The organism is Streptomyces sp. VTCC 41912, assembly GCF_045799175.1.
Lineage (GTDB): Bacteria > Actinomycetota > Actinomycetes > Streptomycetales > Streptomycetaceae > Streptomyces > Streptomyces albulus_C.
In genome coordinates this window covers 124,105-138,936 of the sequence record NZ_JBJMAB010000015.1, presented here as the reverse complement: position 1 = coordinate 138,936, position 14,832 = coordinate 124,105, and the positions used below count along the sequence as shown (strand labels likewise).

General features: G+C 75.9%; 12 protein-coding genes. 4 read left to right on the top strand and 8 right to left on the bottom strand.

What is annotated here, in order from left to right; all coding sequences use genetic code 11:
• Positions 1–19: 19 nt before the first annotated feature.
• The gene (locus tag ACJ6WD_RS22045) at positions 20–349 is read right to left on the bottom strand and encodes a bifunctional 3-phenylpropionate/cinnamic acid dioxygenase ferredoxin subunit (RefSeq protein ID WP_233659679.1); all 330 of its coding nucleotides are present in this window, start codon (positions 347–349) and stop codon (positions 20–22) included.
• 162 nt (positions 350–511) lie between these two features.
• On the opposite strand from ACJ6WD_RS22045, the gene ACJ6WD_RS22040 reads away from it, so the two are divergent.
• Positions 512–1,315, top strand: a complete 804-nt coding sequence (locus tag ACJ6WD_RS22040) for an IclR family transcriptional regulator (RefSeq protein WP_407616375.1) — start codon at positions 512–514, stop codon at positions 1,313–1,315.
• Between the two features lie 42 nt (positions 1,316–1,357).
• On the opposite strand, the gene ACJ6WD_RS22035 is transcribed toward ACJ6WD_RS22040, so the two are convergent.
• From ACJ6WD_RS22035 to ACJ6WD_RS22005, 7 genes are all read right to left on the bottom strand, one after another.
• Positions 1,358–6,031, bottom strand: a complete 4,674-nt coding sequence (locus ACJ6WD_RS22035) for a hypothetical protein (RefSeq protein WP_233659677.1) — start codon at positions 6,029–6,031, stop codon at positions 1,358–1,360.
• A 53-nt stretch (positions 6,032–6,084) separates the two neighbouring features.
• The gene (locus tag ACJ6WD_RS22030; protein WP_233659676.1) at positions 6,085–7,095 is read right to left on the bottom strand and encodes a hypothetical protein; all 1,011 of its coding nucleotides are present in this window, start codon (positions 7,093–7,095) and stop codon (positions 6,085–6,087) included.
• Positions 7,096–7,189: 94 nt separating this feature from the next.
• Positions 7,190–8,728: a hypothetical protein gene (locus ACJ6WD_RS22025; protein ID WP_376556467.1), complete on the bottom strand. Its 1,539-nt coding sequence runs from the start codon at positions 8,726–8,728 to the stop codon at positions 7,190–7,192.
• Positions 8,729–8,837: 109 nt separating this feature from the next.
• Positions 8,838–9,503: a pyroglutamyl-peptidase I gene (gene pcp / locus ACJ6WD_RS22020; protein ID WP_038517987.1), complete on the bottom strand. Its 666-nt coding sequence runs from the start codon at positions 9,501–9,503 to the stop codon at positions 8,838–8,840.
• A 62-nt stretch (positions 9,504–9,565) separates the two neighbouring features.
• Positions 9,566–10,534 (bottom strand): DUF979 domain-containing protein, encoded by a 969-nt coding sequence (locus tag ACJ6WD_RS22015; protein ID WP_016578043.1) that lies wholly within the window; start codon positions 10,532–10,534, stop codon positions 9,566–9,568.
• Positions 10,531–11,241: a DUF969 domain-containing protein gene (locus ACJ6WD_RS22010; RefSeq protein ID WP_233659673.1), complete on the bottom strand. Its 711-nt coding sequence runs from the start codon at positions 11,239–11,241 to the stop codon at positions 10,531–10,533. The genes ACJ6WD_RS22015 and ACJ6WD_RS22010 overlap by 4 nt, the downstream gene beginning before the upstream one ends.
• Before the next feature lie 163 nt (positions 11,242–11,404).
• Positions 11,405–12,148 carry a GntR family transcriptional regulator gene (locus ACJ6WD_RS22005; protein WP_016578041.1) on the bottom strand — a complete coding sequence of 248 codons (744 nt, stop codon included), beginning with the start codon at positions 12,146–12,148 and terminating at the stop codon, positions 11,405–11,407.
• A 202-nt stretch (positions 12,149–12,350) separates the two neighbouring features.
• Here ACJ6WD_RS22005 and ACJ6WD_RS22000 point away from each other — a divergent pair, with 202 nt between their 5' ends.
• From ACJ6WD_RS22000 to ACJ6WD_RS21990, 3 genes are read left to right on the top strand one after another with little or no spacing between them, the layout of a single operon-like run.
• Complete coding sequence (locus ACJ6WD_RS22000; RefSeq protein ID WP_038517990.1) at positions 12,351–13,127, top strand: LamB/YcsF family protein; 777 nt, start codon at positions 12,351–12,353, stop codon at positions 13,125–13,127.
• Complete coding sequence (gene pxpB / locus ACJ6WD_RS21995; protein ID WP_407616374.1) at positions 13,124–13,870, top strand: 5-oxoprolinase subunit PxpB; 747 nt, start codon at positions 13,124–13,126, stop codon at positions 13,868–13,870. Before ACJ6WD_RS22000 ends, pxpB begins: the two co-directional genes overlap by 4 nt.
• Positions 13,867–14,760 carry a biotin-dependent carboxyltransferase family protein gene (locus ACJ6WD_RS21990; RefSeq protein WP_233659670.1) on the top strand — a complete coding sequence of 298 codons (894 nt, stop codon included), beginning with the start codon at positions 13,867–13,869 and terminating at the stop codon, positions 14,758–14,760. Before pxpB ends, ACJ6WD_RS21990 begins: the two co-directional genes overlap by 4 nt.
• Positions 14,761–14,832 lie beyond the last annotated feature (72 nt).

Genomic DNA, 14,832 nt, shown 5'->3' with positions numbered 1-14,832 from the left:
GCCCGGACCGGGGCGGCGGTCAGGCCACCGCCCCTTCGCGCACGGCGGGCCGCACGTGGACCGTTCCGTCCAGCACCCCGACCTCGTGGGTGCGCACGGGGCGGCGGGCGGGCAGGCAGGTCGGCGCTCCGGTGCGCAGGTCGAACAGGGCGGCGTGCAGCGGGCATTCGACGAAGCAGCCCTCGACCCAGCCCTCGGAGAGCGAGGCGTCCTGGTGGCTGCAGGTGTCGTCGACGGCGTAGAGCCCGTCCTCGGTGTGGAAGACGGCGATGGCGGGTGTGGTGTCGTCGATCTGGATCCGGACGGATTCGCCGACCGGCAGGTCCTCGATGCGGCAGACGGGAAACATCTGGCCCCCCTCGCACTGATCGGTATCATGGCGTTGTGAATTGCGCATCGCATCGCGCGATGCGCAACAGAATCCAAGCCGGGGGAGCCCGCGTCAAGGGCCTTCCGGAGAGCGGCCCCACGACGTGCCCGTCGGGGGCGACGGGGTGGTGAGGCGACAGCCATGGCGAAGACGACGGACCCGGCGGACGGACGCGCCGAGGACAGACGCGGGAGCGGTTCCGTACAGTCCGTGGACCGCGCGGTGAGCGTGTTGGAGAGCCTGGCGCGGCTGGGCGAGGCCGGGGTGACCGAACTCGCCGACGAGTTGGGCGTCCACAAGTCGACCGCCTTCCGGATCCTGGGCGTCCTGGAGAACCGCGGCCTGGTCGAGCAGGAGAAGGAGCGCGGCAAGTACTTCCTGGGCGCCGGGGTGCTGCGGCTGGCCGGCGCCGCGGCGATCCGCCTCGACATCTCCCAGGAGGGCCAGCCGGTCTGCCGGGCGCTGGCCGACGAGACCGGCGAGACCGCCAACATCGCGGTGCTGGACGGCGACGCCGCGGTCAACATCATGCAGGCCCGGGGCTCCGCCGCGGTGACCGCCCACAACTGGCTGGGCCGGCGCACCCCGTTGCACGCCACCGCCAGCGGCAAGGTCCTCTTGGCCCACCTGCCGCGGGAGCGCCGCGAGGCGCTGCTGGGCCGCCCGCTGCCGCGGTTCACCGACGGCACCCTGACCACCGCGGCCGCCGTGCGGGAGCAGCTGGCCGCCGCCCACGAGGACGGGTCCGCCTGCACCGTCGAGGAGTTCGAGACCGGGCTGAACGCCGTCGCGGCGCCGGTCCGCTCCTACGACGGGACGGTCATCGGCGCGATCGGCGTCTCCGGGCCCGCCTACCGGATGGCCCAAGAACGCCTCCCGGAGCTGGCGAAGGCGGCGGTGCAGGCCGCCGCCGAACTCTCCCGCCGCATGGGGTACGCCGGCTGAGCGGCCGCCCGGGCGCGGTGGCGGCCCCGCCCGGGCGGCCGCTCAGCCGGTGGCCGGCTCCGCCGGTGCCGCCTCCTCCGGGCGGCGGTACATCCGCGTCGCGGTGATCTGCCCGTGCACCACCTCGCCGGACGGGTCCGGCTGCGGCAGGCCCGGACGCAGATGCTCCTCGACGCTGATGTACTTCAGGCCGGCCCGCAGGTCCGCGTCGTTGCGCAGGCGGATCACCAGCGGGAACTCCGCGAGCGCCGTGGTGTCGAACAGGCCGGTGGTGTAGAGCAGTTGGACGCCCAGGGCGTCGGCGACGGCGCGCTGGAGCTCCAGCAGGTAGGTGGCGTTGGCGCGGCCGATCGGATTGTCGAGGAACAGCGTGCCGGCGTGCCGCTGCTTGTCCCGGCCCCGGTCGTTGCTGCGCAGCGCCGCCATCGTGCAGTACAGGGCGATGGCGGCGGTCAACAGCTGGCCGCCGGAGAAGACGTCGCCCATCTGCCCCACCGGGACCCGCTCGGCGCGCAGCACCGCGTCCGGCTTGAGGATCTCCACCGCCACCCCGCGCGGCTGGAGGGCGGCCTGCACCCCGCGCAGCAGCAGGGACATCCCGTCCCGGCGCAGATCGCTGTTCTTCCTGACCGCCGCGCGGGTCGCCTCGTCGATGACCTCGCCCAACCGCTCGGTGAGGGTGGCCTGGTCGGGGTCCTCGAACCGGATCCGCAGGAACTCCTGACCGGACCACTCCCCCAGCCCCTCGGGCAGTCGGGACAGCCGCTGGGCGGAGCGCAGCGTGGTCAGCGACGACTCCACCAGGCCGCGCAGCCGGTCGACGATCGAGTCGCGGTTCCGCTCCAGCTGGGCGAGTTCGTCGGTGAGCACCCGCAGGCGGGGCGCGAACGCCTCCGCCCACTTGGCGGCGTGGTCCGGCAGCGCCGCGGCGGGCAGCTCCCGGATCTGCTGCCGGGCGGGGGTGCGCACCTGCTCGTAGCGGGTGGAGTTGGCGTGCCGGACGAGGACGTCGGCGGCCTCGCGGACCGCGGCCTCGGCGGCGGAGAGGTCCCCGGCGCAGCCGCGCAACGAGCGCCGGGACTCCGCGGCGGCCTGCCGGGCCGCGGCCAGGCCGTCGCCGTACGGCTCGATCGACGCCTCCTCGCCCTCCTCGGCGTCCTGGTGGTCCCGCAGCAGGTCGCGCAGGAGGGCGGCCGTCTCGTCGAAGCCGCCGGCCGCGTCCTCGGCGCCGCGGTGCGCGCGCAACAGCTCCTCGTGCTCGGTGCGGGCGGCCTCCAGCGCCTCGGTGGCGGTGGCGAGTTCGCCGTTGGCGGTGCGCAGCAGCTCCTTGGCCCGGTCGGCGTCGGCCGGCACCAGGTCCTCGGGCAGTTCGGTGTGGGCCGCGCCGTCGGTCGGCGCCAGCCGCTCCGCCTCGCCGCGCAGCCGGCCCAGCTGCTCGCTGGCGGCCGAGGCGCGGGTCTCCAGCATCTGCACCAGCGCTTCGGCGCGGCCGGCGGCGGCCTGGCGGGACGGGCCGTCGGCGGCGTCCGGGCTCTGCAGCAGCTGTTCGGCGCGGGTGCGGACCTTGTTGGTGAGGCGGTTAAGCTCGGCCAGCGCGGCGGACTCGTCGCCCTCGGCGCGGGCCTGCTCGGCGCGCAGGTCGGCGCCGACGCCGACCTTCTCGTAGAGCTGGGACGCGGCGCGGTACGCCTCGCGGAGCGCGGGCAGCGAGGCGCCCGACTCCTCGGGCGCCTCGCCCAGGTCGTCGGGGACACCGGCGATCTCGGCGCGCTCGGCGCGCAGCGCGCGGGCGGTGCGGCGGGCGTCGTCGGCGGCCCGCTGGGCGGCCCGGCGGTCCTCGTCGGCGGCCCGGGCCCGGTCCACGCACTCCGCGGCGCGGGCCTCGAACTCCACCGCCTCGTCGGCGAGTTCCCGCATCCGGGACTGCCAGCCGGCGCGCTCGCGCAGCCGGTGGGCGAGGCCGGCGAGCAGGTCGGCGGCGCGGCGGGCCCGCTGGGCGGCGTCCTGGCGCTCGTCGCGCAGCCGGGTGGCCTCGGCGGCGACCTCGTCGGCCTCGGCGCGGCCCACGCGGGCCTCGGTCAGCTCCGCGGCGGCCTCCTCGGCCGCGGTCCGGGCGCGCGCCGCGGCCTCGGCGAGCTCGACGAGCCGCCCGGCCGGGCAGCCGGCGCGCCAGGAGCCCAGGCGGGCGGCGAGCGCCCGGTCCCCGGCCAGGCGGGCGGCGAGCGTCCGGATCTCCTCGTCGCGCTCGGTGGCGCGGGTGCGCAGCGCGCGGCGCTCCTCGTCGGCGGCGGACTCGTCGTGCATGGCCGGGTTCGGCGGCACGAGGAACACGCCGGTGTCCTGGGCGTCGGGGGCCGGGGTGGGGGCCAGCAGCGCGGCGGCGGTGCCCACCGCGACGGCGGACCGCGGCAGCAGCGCGGCCTGCGCGAGCACCTCGCGGGCCCGGGCGTGGGTGGCCGGGTCGGTGATGATCACGCCGTCGACGAGCTCGGGGCGGGCGGCCAGCACCCGGGCGTGGTCGGCCGGGTCGACGGACTGGGCGAGGTAGCGCCAGCCGGGCAGGGCGGGGACGCCGTGCTCGCCGAGGTACTCCACCGCGGCCAACACGTCGGGGCCCGGCGGCAGCAGCCCGCCGTCGCCCAGCGCGCCCAGGATCCGGGCGTCGTCGGCGGCGGCCGTGCGCAGGTCGAACAGCTGCCGCTCGGCGGCGGCGACGCCCTGCTCCAGCAGTTCGCGCAGGGCGTCGGCGCTGCGGTCCAGCTCCTCGGCGGTGAGCGGACCGGCGGCGCGGCGCGGGGCGGCGGATCCGGCGCCGTCGGCCGTACGGGGGCCGGGCAGGGCGATCGCCGACGCCTCGGGCAGGCCGAGGAGTTCGGTCAGCCGCTGTTCGGCGCCGATCGACTCGGCGGCGCGCCGCTCGGCGTCGTGGGCCCGCTCGGCGGCCTCGGCGGCGTCCGCGGCGCGGGCCGCGGCGAGTTCGGCGGCGGAGTGCCGGGCGGCGGTCTCGCGGGCCCGGTCGGTGGCCTGCCGGGCGGCGTCGCGGGCCGCGTCCCACGCCTCGACGGCGGTCTTCTCGGCGTCGGAGGCGGCGAGCGCGGCGCGGGCCGGGTCGGTGTCGGGGTCAGCGCCCTGGGCGGCGTCGAGCCAGCCGGCCCGGACCGCTTCCGCGGTCTCCTCCGCGACCTCGGTGAGCCGCTGCTTGAGGTGGTCGGACTCGCTGCGGGAGCGCTGGGCGTGGGTGGCGGCGCTGGTGGCGTCGCGGTGCGCGGACTCGCTGGCCTCCTGGAGGTGGGCGGAGCGCTCCTCCTCCTCGTTGGCGAGGCGTTCGCCGGCCTCGGCGGCGCCGTGCAGGGCGCGCACCAGGTCGGCGGCGGCGGTGGCGCGGGCGGCGAGCGCCGGGGCGGCGTCCCGCTCGGCCTCCCGGATGGCGGCGGCGACCCGCGTCGAGCGGTCGGCGGCGGCGCGGTGCCGCAGCGCGGTCTCGGCGGCCTGCCAGGCACTGTGCAGGGTCCGGGCGTCGTTCAGCTCGCGGCGCTGGGCGGCGGCGCCCTTCTCGGCGGCGGCCAGCGCCAACGAGGCGTGCCGGTAGGCGAGTTCGGCGGAGACCAGGGCGCGGCGCTCGCGGCCGCGTTCGGCGTCGGTGACCCGGTGCGCGGCGGCGGCGACCGCCTCGGCCAGCTCGGCGGTCCGGCCGCGCTCCTCGGTGCCTCGGGCGTGCAGCCGTTGGGCCAGGGCGCGGGTGCGGCGTTCGGCGCCGGCGTGCACCTCGCGGGCCCGTTCGCGGGTCTCGGCGGCCTCGGCGATCTTGGCGAGCAGGTCCAGCGAGCCGGCGGTGAAGTCGCGTTCGGCGGTGAGTTCGGCGCGCCGGCCGAGCTTGTGGGCGAAGCCGTGGACGAGGTCGGCGAGGCCGTCGGTGTCCCGGGTGTCGGTGACGGCGCGCAGCAGCAGGTCGGTGAAGTCGGAGTCGTTCTTGACCGCGAACAGGCCGGCCGCCTCGCCCTCGTCGGCGTTCATCTCCCGCTGGTAGCGGAAGAGTTCGGGGTCCAGGCCGAGGTCGCCGAGGTGTTCGTTCCAGCGCTCGTGGACCTCCTCCCAGACCACGTCGAGGTTCGGGTAGTTCTTGCCGGCGTCGGTGAGCGCGTCGCGGAAGCCCTTCATGGTGCGGCGGCGGCCCTGCGCGCCGGAGCCCCCCTCGCCCTGCGCGGCCCGGGGGCGGACGAGGGTGGCCTCGGCGACCGGGAGGGAGTCCAGGCTCATCCCGGGGCCGGGCCGGAAGCTGTACCACGCCTCGGCGAACTTGCGGGGGTCGTTGGACACCTGGCGGCCGCGCCATTCGCTGACCTTGCCGACCACGACGCTCTCGCCGGTGACGACGTGCTGCCACTCCAGGGCGACGTGGCCGCAGTCGTCGGCGAGCAGGAACTTGCGCAGCACGCCGGAGCTGGCGCCGCCGAGGGTGTTGCGGTGGCCCGGCAGCATCACCGAGAAGATCAGCTTCAGCAGGACGGACTTGCCGCCGCCGTTCTCCAGGAAGAGCACGCCGGCCGGGGCCGGGCGGCGCGGCGGGCCGACCGGTTCGTCCTCGAAGAAGTCCGCCTGGGCGGGGGCCGGCTGCGGCACCGGCGCGCCGACCCCGCGCAGGTCCAGGACCGTGTCGGCGTAGCGCGCACCGGCCGGCCCGATGGAGTAGAGGCGGACCCGGGACAGCTCGTACATGGCGGACTCTCGTTGGTGTGTGGGTGGTCGGGGCGGGTGGGGCGCCGGGGGCGTCAGCCGGAGTGGAAGGGCAGGCCGGCCTCGGCCACCAGGTCGAGGTCGTCGGTCTCCTCGCCGGGCAGCAGCGAGGCGGTGCCGTCGGAGACCGGGACGATGCCCAGCTCCAGCAGCTCGGCCATGGCGGCGGTGCCGGCCATGTCGCGGACCTGGAGTTGGTAGCGGGCGGTGGTGCGGTAGGCGCCGCCGGCGTCGTCGCCGGTGCGCTGGAGGAAGCCGGAGTCGACGAGGAAGGTGACGGCCTTGGCGATGATGCCGGTGGTCGAGCCGGCCAGTCGCCGGGCGTCCTTGGTGGCGCCGGTGGCGCTGCGGCGGGCGTAGACCCGCCAGGCGGACTCCAGACCGGGGGCCTCGGTGACCGGGTCGGTGTTCTCGCCGTCCTGCTCGGCGCGCTCCTCCAGGCGGCGGCACGCCTGCCGGACGAAGGCGTCGACGCCGTTGACGGTGATCCGGCCGATGTAGCCGTCGTCGGCGAGGTCCTCGGGGCGGGGGAAGGACATGGCGGCGACGGCCAGGTGGGCCAGGCCGTGCAGGAAGCGGTCGGCGGAGTCGGCCGAGGCGCGGCGGGCGTAGTCGCCCATCCGGACCGCGAAGACGGAGTCCTCGGCGGCGGTGACGGCCATCCCGGCGCGGGTGGAGACCTCCAGGACGACCAGCCCGAGACCGCTGGCGACGGCGTCGGCGAGCCGGGCGAAGGAGGGCTCGTCGCGGTAGCGGCGCAGCAGCTCGGCGTATTCGGCGTCCCGGGCCGGCAGCAGCTTGGGCTGGAGGCCGAAGGAGACGAGCCGGGCGGCGTCGGCGGCGTCGGCCGGGGTGAGCGACGGCGCCCGGACCTGGTCGGGTGCTTCCGCGCGGTCGAACGGGGCCGGGGAGGGAGCCGCGGCCGGGGGCTCGGCGAACGGGTGGCCGGGGACCGGCCCGGGGGCGTCGGCGGTGCTCCGGGCCGCTTCGCCGGTCCCGGGCGCCGGGTCGGGCGCGGGCACCTCGTCGGCGTCGTACTGGGTCACGGGCGGAGCTCCTTGCGGGGGACGGTCGGGGGTATCTCGTGGCGCGGCGGGGTGGGTCCGGCCGGTATCGGGCGGCGGTGGTGCGCGGCGGGCATCAGGCCCCCTCCGAGCGGTCGGCGGCCATCCCGACCGCGTCCAGCAGGGCGGTGCCGACGATGAGGTCGGCGCCGCCGAACTCGGCGTCGACCAGCTCGGTGCCGTCGTCCACGGCGAAGAGCAGCTGCTGCTCGCCCTGACGGTAGGCGGTGCCGACCGGGGGGCTGGCCGCGTGCACCGCCAACAGGGCGACGAGGTAAGGGAGTTCGGGGTCGCTGCGGCGGGCCTCGGCGAGCAGTCCGGAGAGCCGGCGGGGCGCGTCGGAGGGCAGGTCGAGCAGGGCCGTCGCGGCGTCGAGCTGGGCCTCGCTGAAGCGGCTGTCGTCGGGCGTGGCCACCAGGTCGGGCTCGGGCATCTCGGCGCCCAGGTGCTCGCGCTCCACGGGCGGGGTGAGCAGCACCTCGACGAGGTCGCCGACCCGGACCGCGGCGGGGGTGCGCAGGCCCGTGCCGCGGGCGAAGAAGGCGTCGGTGACCCGGGTGGCCTGCTCCACGGGCAGCGGCAGCAGGGGCGCGACGAGCTGGCCGTACAGGTCGAGGCCGGTGCGGGCGGCGGGCGCGGCGAACGCCTGGCGGTCCTGCTCGGCGCGGAAGAGCGGGCCGGCCTCCAGCAGGCGGGACTGGAGCTGGGTGTGGCGGCGGATGCAGTCCTTGACGATGTCGACGAGTTCGGCGGCGCGCCGCTTGTGCTCGCTGGTCCGCGCGTCGACGGCCTCGGCCTCGTCGCGGGCCTTGCGGATGTTGGTGAGGATGGCGTTCTCGTGGCGGTAGCGGTCCGCGACGTGGTCCAGGGCCTCGTTGATCATGTCGGGGACGGTGCGCAGCCAGTCGACCGAGCGGACGTTGCGCCGGGTGGCCTCCAGGGTCCTGCGCAGCGTCTCGGCGTACTGGACGGTCCGGTAGCGGGCCTGCTCGGCGGCGAGCTGGGCGTCGGCCAGCCGGCCGCGGCTGATCAGCACCTCCAGCTTGACCTCGGCGGCGATCTGGGCGCTGGTGACGTCGGTGTCGAGGGCGCCGACGAGGACGTTGACCGCCTCGTCGGTGGCGCGGAGGTAGACGACGCCGCCGGCGCCGGGGACCTCTTCGATGAGCTTGAAGTCGTAGTCGCGGCGGACGTACGCGCCGTCGGTCGAGAAGGTGCCGTACACGGCGCGGAAGCCGCGGTCGACGCTGCCGACGTTGATGAGGTTCTCCAGCACCCAGCGGGCCACCCGCTCGTGCTCGGACGAGGGGCGGTCCGGGGCCTGGGCGGCCACCCGCGGCAGGACCTTGGCGACTATCTCCTCGTGGTCGGCGCCGGTGTCGAAGTCCATGTTCAGCGTGACCAGGTCGATGACGGCCAGCGCCACCTCCGCCATCGCGTAGACCCCGTACTCGCCCGCGAGGTTGGCCTTGCGCGCGTCGAGGTCGTGCAGCGGCGCGGTGCACGCCAGCGCGCGCAGCCGGCGGGCCAGTCCTTCGTCGGCGGCCGGGCCCGGCGCGGGCCGGCTGTGGCCGTTGAGCTGGGGCGCAGCGGCCCCCGGGGCGGAAAAAGTCACGTCGCACAGAGTAGGCGCTGGCACGGACAACGGACGAAACGGCGCGGATCCGCTCATGGGCGGACCCGCGGGCCGGCCGACCGGTCATTTTACCGGCGGCGCCGACCGGTCAGTGCGTGGCCCCCTCCGCGACCTTGAGGTCGGTGCGGGTCCGGGCCGCGGCGGTGACGAGCGCGCGCAGTGCGGTGGCCACCGCGTCGACCGGCAGCGACGGCTGGGCGCGGTCGGTGACCTGCTCGGGCGCGTACGGGACGTGCACGAACCCGCCGCGCACGTGCGGCAGTTCGGTGGCGATGAGGTGGGCGAGCCCGTAGAAGACGTGGTTGCAGACGAAGGTCCCGGCGGTGTTGGAGACCGAGGCCGGCAGCCCGGCGGCGCGGACGGCGGCCACGCACGCCTTGATGGGGAGGGTGGCGAAGTACGCGGCGGGCCCGCCCGGCACGATCGGCTCGTCGACGGGTTCGGCGCCCGCGGTGTCGGGGATGCGGGCGTCGTCGACGTTGACGGCGACCCGCTCCACGGTGACGTCGGGGCGGCCGCCGGCCTGCCCGACGCACACCACGAGGTCGGGGGACGTCTCGGCGATCGCGGTGCGCAGGGCGGTCAGTGAGGCGCCGTAGACGCAGGGCAGTTCCACGGTGTGCAGCGCGAGCCCGGCGAGCGGGGTGGCGGCGGCGATGCGCACCGCCTGCCAGGACGGGTTGGTGGCCTCGCCGCCGAACGGCGTGAAGCCGGTGAGCAGGACGCGGGTCGGCGGGGTGGTGGTGGCGTGCATGCGGCTTCTCTCGGGGTCGTGCGGGGGCGGGACGGAGCGCCGGCGGTCGGTGGCCCGGCCGGTCAGAACGCGAACAGCGCCATGATCAGGGCGTTGCAGCCCAGCAGGATGCCGGCGGTCGGCAACTGTGCCTTGATGGGCCCGTACTGGTCCTTCAGTTCCAGCAGCGCCGCCGGGACGATGTTGAAGTTGGCGGCCATCGGGGTCACCAGCGTCCCGCAGAAGCCGGCGAGCATGCCGAGGGCCAGTACGGCGGCCGGGTTGCCGTGGAAGTGCCCGATCAGGACGGGCCAGCCGACCGCGGCGGTCATCACGGGGAAGGCGGCGAAGGCGTTTCCCATGACGAGCGTGAAGGCGAACATGCCCACGCAGTAGACGACCACCGCGACGTAGAGGGAGTCCTCGGGCAGCACGGCGGTGGCGAGCTTGCCGACCTGACCGCCGACGCCGGAGACCTGGAAAATGGCGCCGAGCGTGGCCAGCATCTGCGGCAGCAGCATCGCCCAGCCCATCGCCTCCAGCATGGTGCGGCCGGCCTGGACCGGCACCGAGGGACGCTTCTCGCGCAACATCACCATGCCGACGACCAGCGCGACGACCGCGCCGATGCCCAGGCCCAGGATGGTCTCGCTGCCCTCTTGGAGGACCGGCCGGCCCCCGATGGTGAGGTGCTTGACGCCGATGGCGCAGGCCATCGCGACGACCGGGATGGTCAGGGCCGGGACGAAGAGCTTGTTGCCCAGCCGGGCGGCGCTCGCGGTGCGCTCCTCGGGGGTGGTGGTGCGCGGGGTGCCGCGCCCGGTGAAGCCGAAGCCGGCCAGCACGGCCATGACGAGCACGGCGACGCCCAGCGGTTCGGCCGGCGCCTGCTTGGTGACCACCCAACTGCTGTAGATGAAGCCGGCGCCGATCAGGCCCCAGAAGGCGCCGGTGCCGAAGCGCTTGGGGTTGCCGCGGTCGGTGACCATCTGGGCGGCCATCACCAGGAAGCTGAGGCCGACCAGCCAGTAGAACCACTCTGCCTTGATCATCGGGTGGCCTCCGCTGCGGTGGTGGGGCGGGCGTTGGCGGTGAGCAGGTCCCGCTCCAAGTGGCGGTCCAGGCGCAGCAGCCGCCAGCCGTGGACGACGAAGGCGCACACCGCGGTGGGGATCGCCCACAGCGCCAGGTGCAGCGGTTCGAGGTGGGTCCCGTAGGTGGTGTTGACGAAGCCGGTGATCAGCAGGATCGAGCCGACGGCCAGGAAGACGTCCTCGCCGAAGAAGAGACCGATGTTGTCCGCGCTGGCCGCGAACGCGCGCACCTTCTCCCGGCTCTGGGCGGGGAGCTTGCCGTAGCGGCGCTCGGCGGCGCCCTCCGCCATCGGGACGGCGAGCGGGCGGACGGTCTGCGCGTGCCCGAAGACGTTGGTCAGTCCGACGGCGGCGCCGATCTGCCGCAGCCCCAGGTAGAGGGCGAGGAAGCGCCCGGTGGTGAGCCGGCCGAAGCGGGCGATGAGGGAGCGGGCCTGTTCCTGGAGGCCGTAGCGCTCCAGGAGGCCGATGATCGGGAGGGTGATGGCGAAGATGGTCACCGCCCGGCTTCCCGCGAAGCCCTCGCCGAAGGCGGCCAGCACCTTCGTGGGCGAGAGGCCGCCGAGGAGGCCGGTGACGATGCCGGCCACCGCGACGACCAGCAGGGGGTTGCGTTTCGTGGCGAAGCCGATGACGACCACGAGCACGCCGAGGAGCACGATCATGGATCAGCCTTCCGCGTACGGGTTCCCCAACGGATGCGGGCCACGGATGACGGGCCGCAGGCATCTGGGGAGCGATGAGGGGTTGCTCGGGAGATTGCTGCGGAGGCTATGCGATTGTTCAACGATCCGACAAGGGGTCGGTGCCGACGAAACGGAAGTGCGCCTACCCCTCGGCGATGCGCTGGGCGTACGCCGCCGACAACTGGCCGCGCGAGTCCTCCAGGTAGGCGCGCAGCAGCCGCTCGGCCGCGACCGCGTCCCCGGCCACCAGCGCCTCCGCGATCTGCCGGTTGCGGACCAGGTAGGGCGAGTGGAAGCGCTGCGGGTCGTCCATCACGTGGAAGACCAGCCGGAGTTCGGCCAGCACCCCGCGCATCAGCTCGTCGGTGCGCGGGCTGCCCGCGACCGCCACGACGGCCTGGTGGAAGCGGAGGTTGGCGGTGGAGAGCTCGTCCCAGACCCGGTCAGCGGCGGCCTCCTCGCCGGCCCGCACCGCCGCCTCGATCGCCGCCACCGACGCGGCGGTGGCGGGGTCGTACGGGCCCTGGCCCAGTCCGCGCACCGCGGCGCACTCCACCAGCATCCGCACCCGGAAGATGTCGTCGAGGTCCTCGACGGTCACCATCCGCACGAACACCCCGCGGTTGAGCCGGTGCTCCAGCAGCCGTTCGTGGGTGAGCAGCCGGAACGACTCGCGCAGGGTGTTGCGGGAGACGCCCAGTGCGCCGCCGATGCTCTCCTCGGACAGTCGCGCACCGGGCGAGAAGTAGCCCTCGGTGATCCGGTCCCGCAGGATGTCGGCGACCCGTTCGGCCGTGCTGGCGCGGCCGAGCAGGGCGCGGTCCCGTTCCAGTCCGGCGACCTCGGCGAGCCGCCGCCGGTCGTTCTTCGCCACTTGGCCCGCCATGCCGCCGTCCGTTCCGTGCCGTTCGGGCCGGCCGAGGCGGCCCGCCCACTGCGATGTCAGCCGCAGTCAATCCCAGATGACGGGACGGGACAACACACCGCTTGTCGGATCGTTGAACGATCTGTACGTTGACATCCGCTCCGGCATCGCCGCAGCCACCTCCCGCATCCGCACTGCACCCCCGCACCCGGAACGGACACCCATGAGCGACCAGGCCGCCCTTCCCCCCATCGACCTCAACGCCGACCTCGGGGAAGGGTTCGGCCGCTGGCACCTCACCGACGACGAGGCCCTGCTCTCCGTCGTCACCAGTGCCAACGTCGCCTGCGGCTTCCACGCCGGCGACCCGTCCACGATGCGTCGGGTCTGTGCGCTGGCCGCCGAGCGCGGGGTGGTGATCGGCGCCCAGGTCTCCTACCGCGACCTGGCCGGCTTCGGACGCCGCGCGATGGACCTGCCGCCCGACGAACTGGCCGACGAAGTCACCTACCAGATCGGCGCGTTGGAGGTCTTCGCCCGCGCCGCCGGCGCCCGCGTCGGCTACGTCAAGCCGCACGGGGCGCTCTACAACCGCTGCGTCGACGACGTCGAGCAGGCCGCCGCGGTGGTCGCCGGGGTCCGTGCCGCGGGCGGCCGGCTGCCGCTCCTCGGCCTGCCCGGCTCCCAGCTGCACCGGGCCGCCGAGGAGGCCGGCCTCCCGGTCGTCGGCGAGGCGTTCGCGGACCGCGCCTACACCGACCGGGGCACCCTGGTGCCGCGCCGGGAAGCCGGCGCGGTGGTGCACGACCCCGACGCGGTGGTCAAGCGCGCCGTGGGCCTGGCCCGGGACCGCGCGGTCACCTCCCGCGACGGCACCCGGATCACGGTCGCCGCGCGCTCACTGTGCCTGCACGGCGACACCCCGGGCGCCGCGGACTTGGCGCGGCGGGTGCGGGCCGAACTGGCCGCGGCCGGCGTCCCCGTCCGGAGCTTCGCATGACGGGCGGCGCGGCGGGCGCGGCAGCCGACGGGGCGGAACGGCTCCCCCTGACGGCACTGCCGGTCGGCGACCACGGGGTGCTCATCGAGCTGGCCCGCGCGGTGGACGTGGAGGCCCTGCACGCCGAGGTGCTGCGCCGGGCCGCCGCCGGCACCCTGCCGGCGGTGCGCGAGGTGGTGCCGGCCGCCCGGACCGTCTTCCTCGACGGCCTGGCCGACCCCCGGGCGCTCGCCGCGGAGCTGGCCGACTGGCGGATCCCGCCGCTCACCAGCGGCGACCGCCCGGCCGTGGAGATCGCCGTGCACTACGACGGGCCCGACCTGGCCGAGGTCGCCGCGCTGTGGGGCGTCACCCCCGACGAGGTGGTCCGGCTGCACTCCGGCGCCCGCTTCCGGGTCGCCTTCTGCGGGTTCGCGCCCGGCTTCGGCTATCTGACGGGTCTACCGGAGCGACTGCACGTCCCGCGCCGGGCGACCCCGCGCACCCGGGTCCCGGTCGGCTCGGTCGGACTGGCCGGCCCGTACACCGGGGTCTATCCGCGCTCCTCCCCCGGCGGCTGGCAGTTGATCGGCCGCACCGACGCCGTCCTGTGGGACCCGCGGCGCGAGCCCGCGGCGCTCCTGGCCCCCGGCACGCCCGTCCGCTTCGTCCCCGTGGACGCGCCCGTACCGGCGCCGCGCACCCCCCGGGCCGGCGCCGCACCGGCCCGCCCCGACCGCACCACCGAGGAGTCCGCCCGATGACCGACCGCGCCCTCTCGGTGGTCCGGGCCGGTGCGCTCACCACCGTCCAGGACCTCGGCCGGCCCGGCCACGCCCACCTCGGGGTGCCGCGCTCCGGTGCCCTGGACGGGCCGGCGCACCGGCTCGCCAACCGCCTCGTGGGCAACCCCGCCTCCGCGGCCACCCTGGAGACCACCCTCACCGGTTGCGCGGTCCGCCCGCGCACCGCCACCACCGTCGCGGTCACCGGCGCCGCGTGCCCGGTGACCGTGGACGGCCGCCCCGCCCCGTGGGGCGCGCCGGTGCACGTCCCGGCCGGTGCCGTGCTGGAGGTCGGCGCGGCCACCCGCGGCGTCCGCTGCTACCTCGCCTGCGCCGGCGGCATCGCCGTCGAGCCGGTGCTCGGCAGCCGCGCCACCGACCTGCTCTCCGGACTGGGCCCGGACCCGCTCGCGGACGGCACGGTGCTCCCGCTGGGCTCCCCGTACGGCCCCCCGGCCGCCGCCGACGCGGCCCCGCTCGCCGGGGCGGCGGCCGAGCTGGTGCTGCCGTTCCTGCCCGGGCCGCGCGACGCCTGGTTCACCGCCGACGGGCTGCGCACCCTGGCCACCGGCCGGTTCCGGGTCTCCGCGGCGTCCAACCGGATCGGGCTGCGCACCGAGGGGCCCGCCCTGGAGCGCGTCCGAGACGGCGAACTCCCCAGTGAGGGGATGCCGTTGGGCGCCCTCCAGGTCCCGCCGAACGGCCTGCCGGTGCTGTTCCTGCACGACCACCCCACCACCGGCGGCTACCCGGTCGTCGGTGTGGTCCCCGAACGCTTCCTGGCCCCGGCGGCCCAGGCGACGCCGGGCACGCCGATCCGGTTCGCACGGATCGGCCGGCGGCCGGGGCGGGCGGCGCACCCCGGGTGACGCCGGCGCGTCCCGGCGCATGAAGTGCGCTCCGTAGGCCGGCCGTTCGCGCCGGGTGCCCTGGTTCCCTCG

Bases quoted from the DNA above. Each gene is read 5' to 3' on its own strand.
- ACJ6WD_RS22045 (WP_233659679.1), bottom strand. From the start codon at position 349: ATGTTTCCCGTCTGCCGCATCGAGGACCTGCCGGTCGGCGAATCCGTC.
- ACJ6WD_RS22040 (WP_407616375.1), top strand. From the start codon at position 512: ATGGCGAAGACGACGGACCCGGCGGACGGACGCGCCGAGGACAGACGC.
- ACJ6WD_RS22035 (WP_233659677.1), bottom strand. From the start codon at position 6,031: ATGTACGAGCTGTCCCGGGTCCGCCTCTACTCCATCGGGCCGGCCGGT.
- pcp (WP_038517987.1), bottom strand. From the start codon at position 9,503: ATGCACGCCACCACCACCCCGCCGACCCGCGTCCTGCTCACCGGCTTC.
- ACJ6WD_RS22015 (WP_016578043.1), bottom strand. From the start codon at position 10,534: ATGATCAAGGCAGAGTGGTTCTACTGGCTGGTCGGCCTCAGCTTCCTG.
- ACJ6WD_RS22010 (WP_233659673.1), bottom strand. From the start codon at position 11,241: ATGATCGTGCTCCTCGGCGTGCTCGTGGTCGTCATCGGCTTCGCCACG.
- ACJ6WD_RS22005 (WP_016578041.1), bottom strand. From the start codon at position 12,148: ATGGCGGGCCAAGTGGCGAAGAACGACCGGCGGCGGCTCGCCGAGGTC.
- ACJ6WD_RS22000 (WP_038517990.1), top strand. From the start codon at position 12,351: ATGAGCGACCAGGCCGCCCTTCCCCCCATCGACCTCAACGCCGACCTC.
- pxpB (WP_407616374.1), top strand. From the start codon at position 13,124: ATGACGGGCGGCGCGGCGGGCGCGGCAGCCGACGGGGCGGAACGGCTC.
- ACJ6WD_RS21990 (WP_233659670.1), top strand. From the start codon at position 13,867: ATGACCGACCGCGCCCTCTCGGTGGTCCGGGCCGGTGCGCTCACCACC.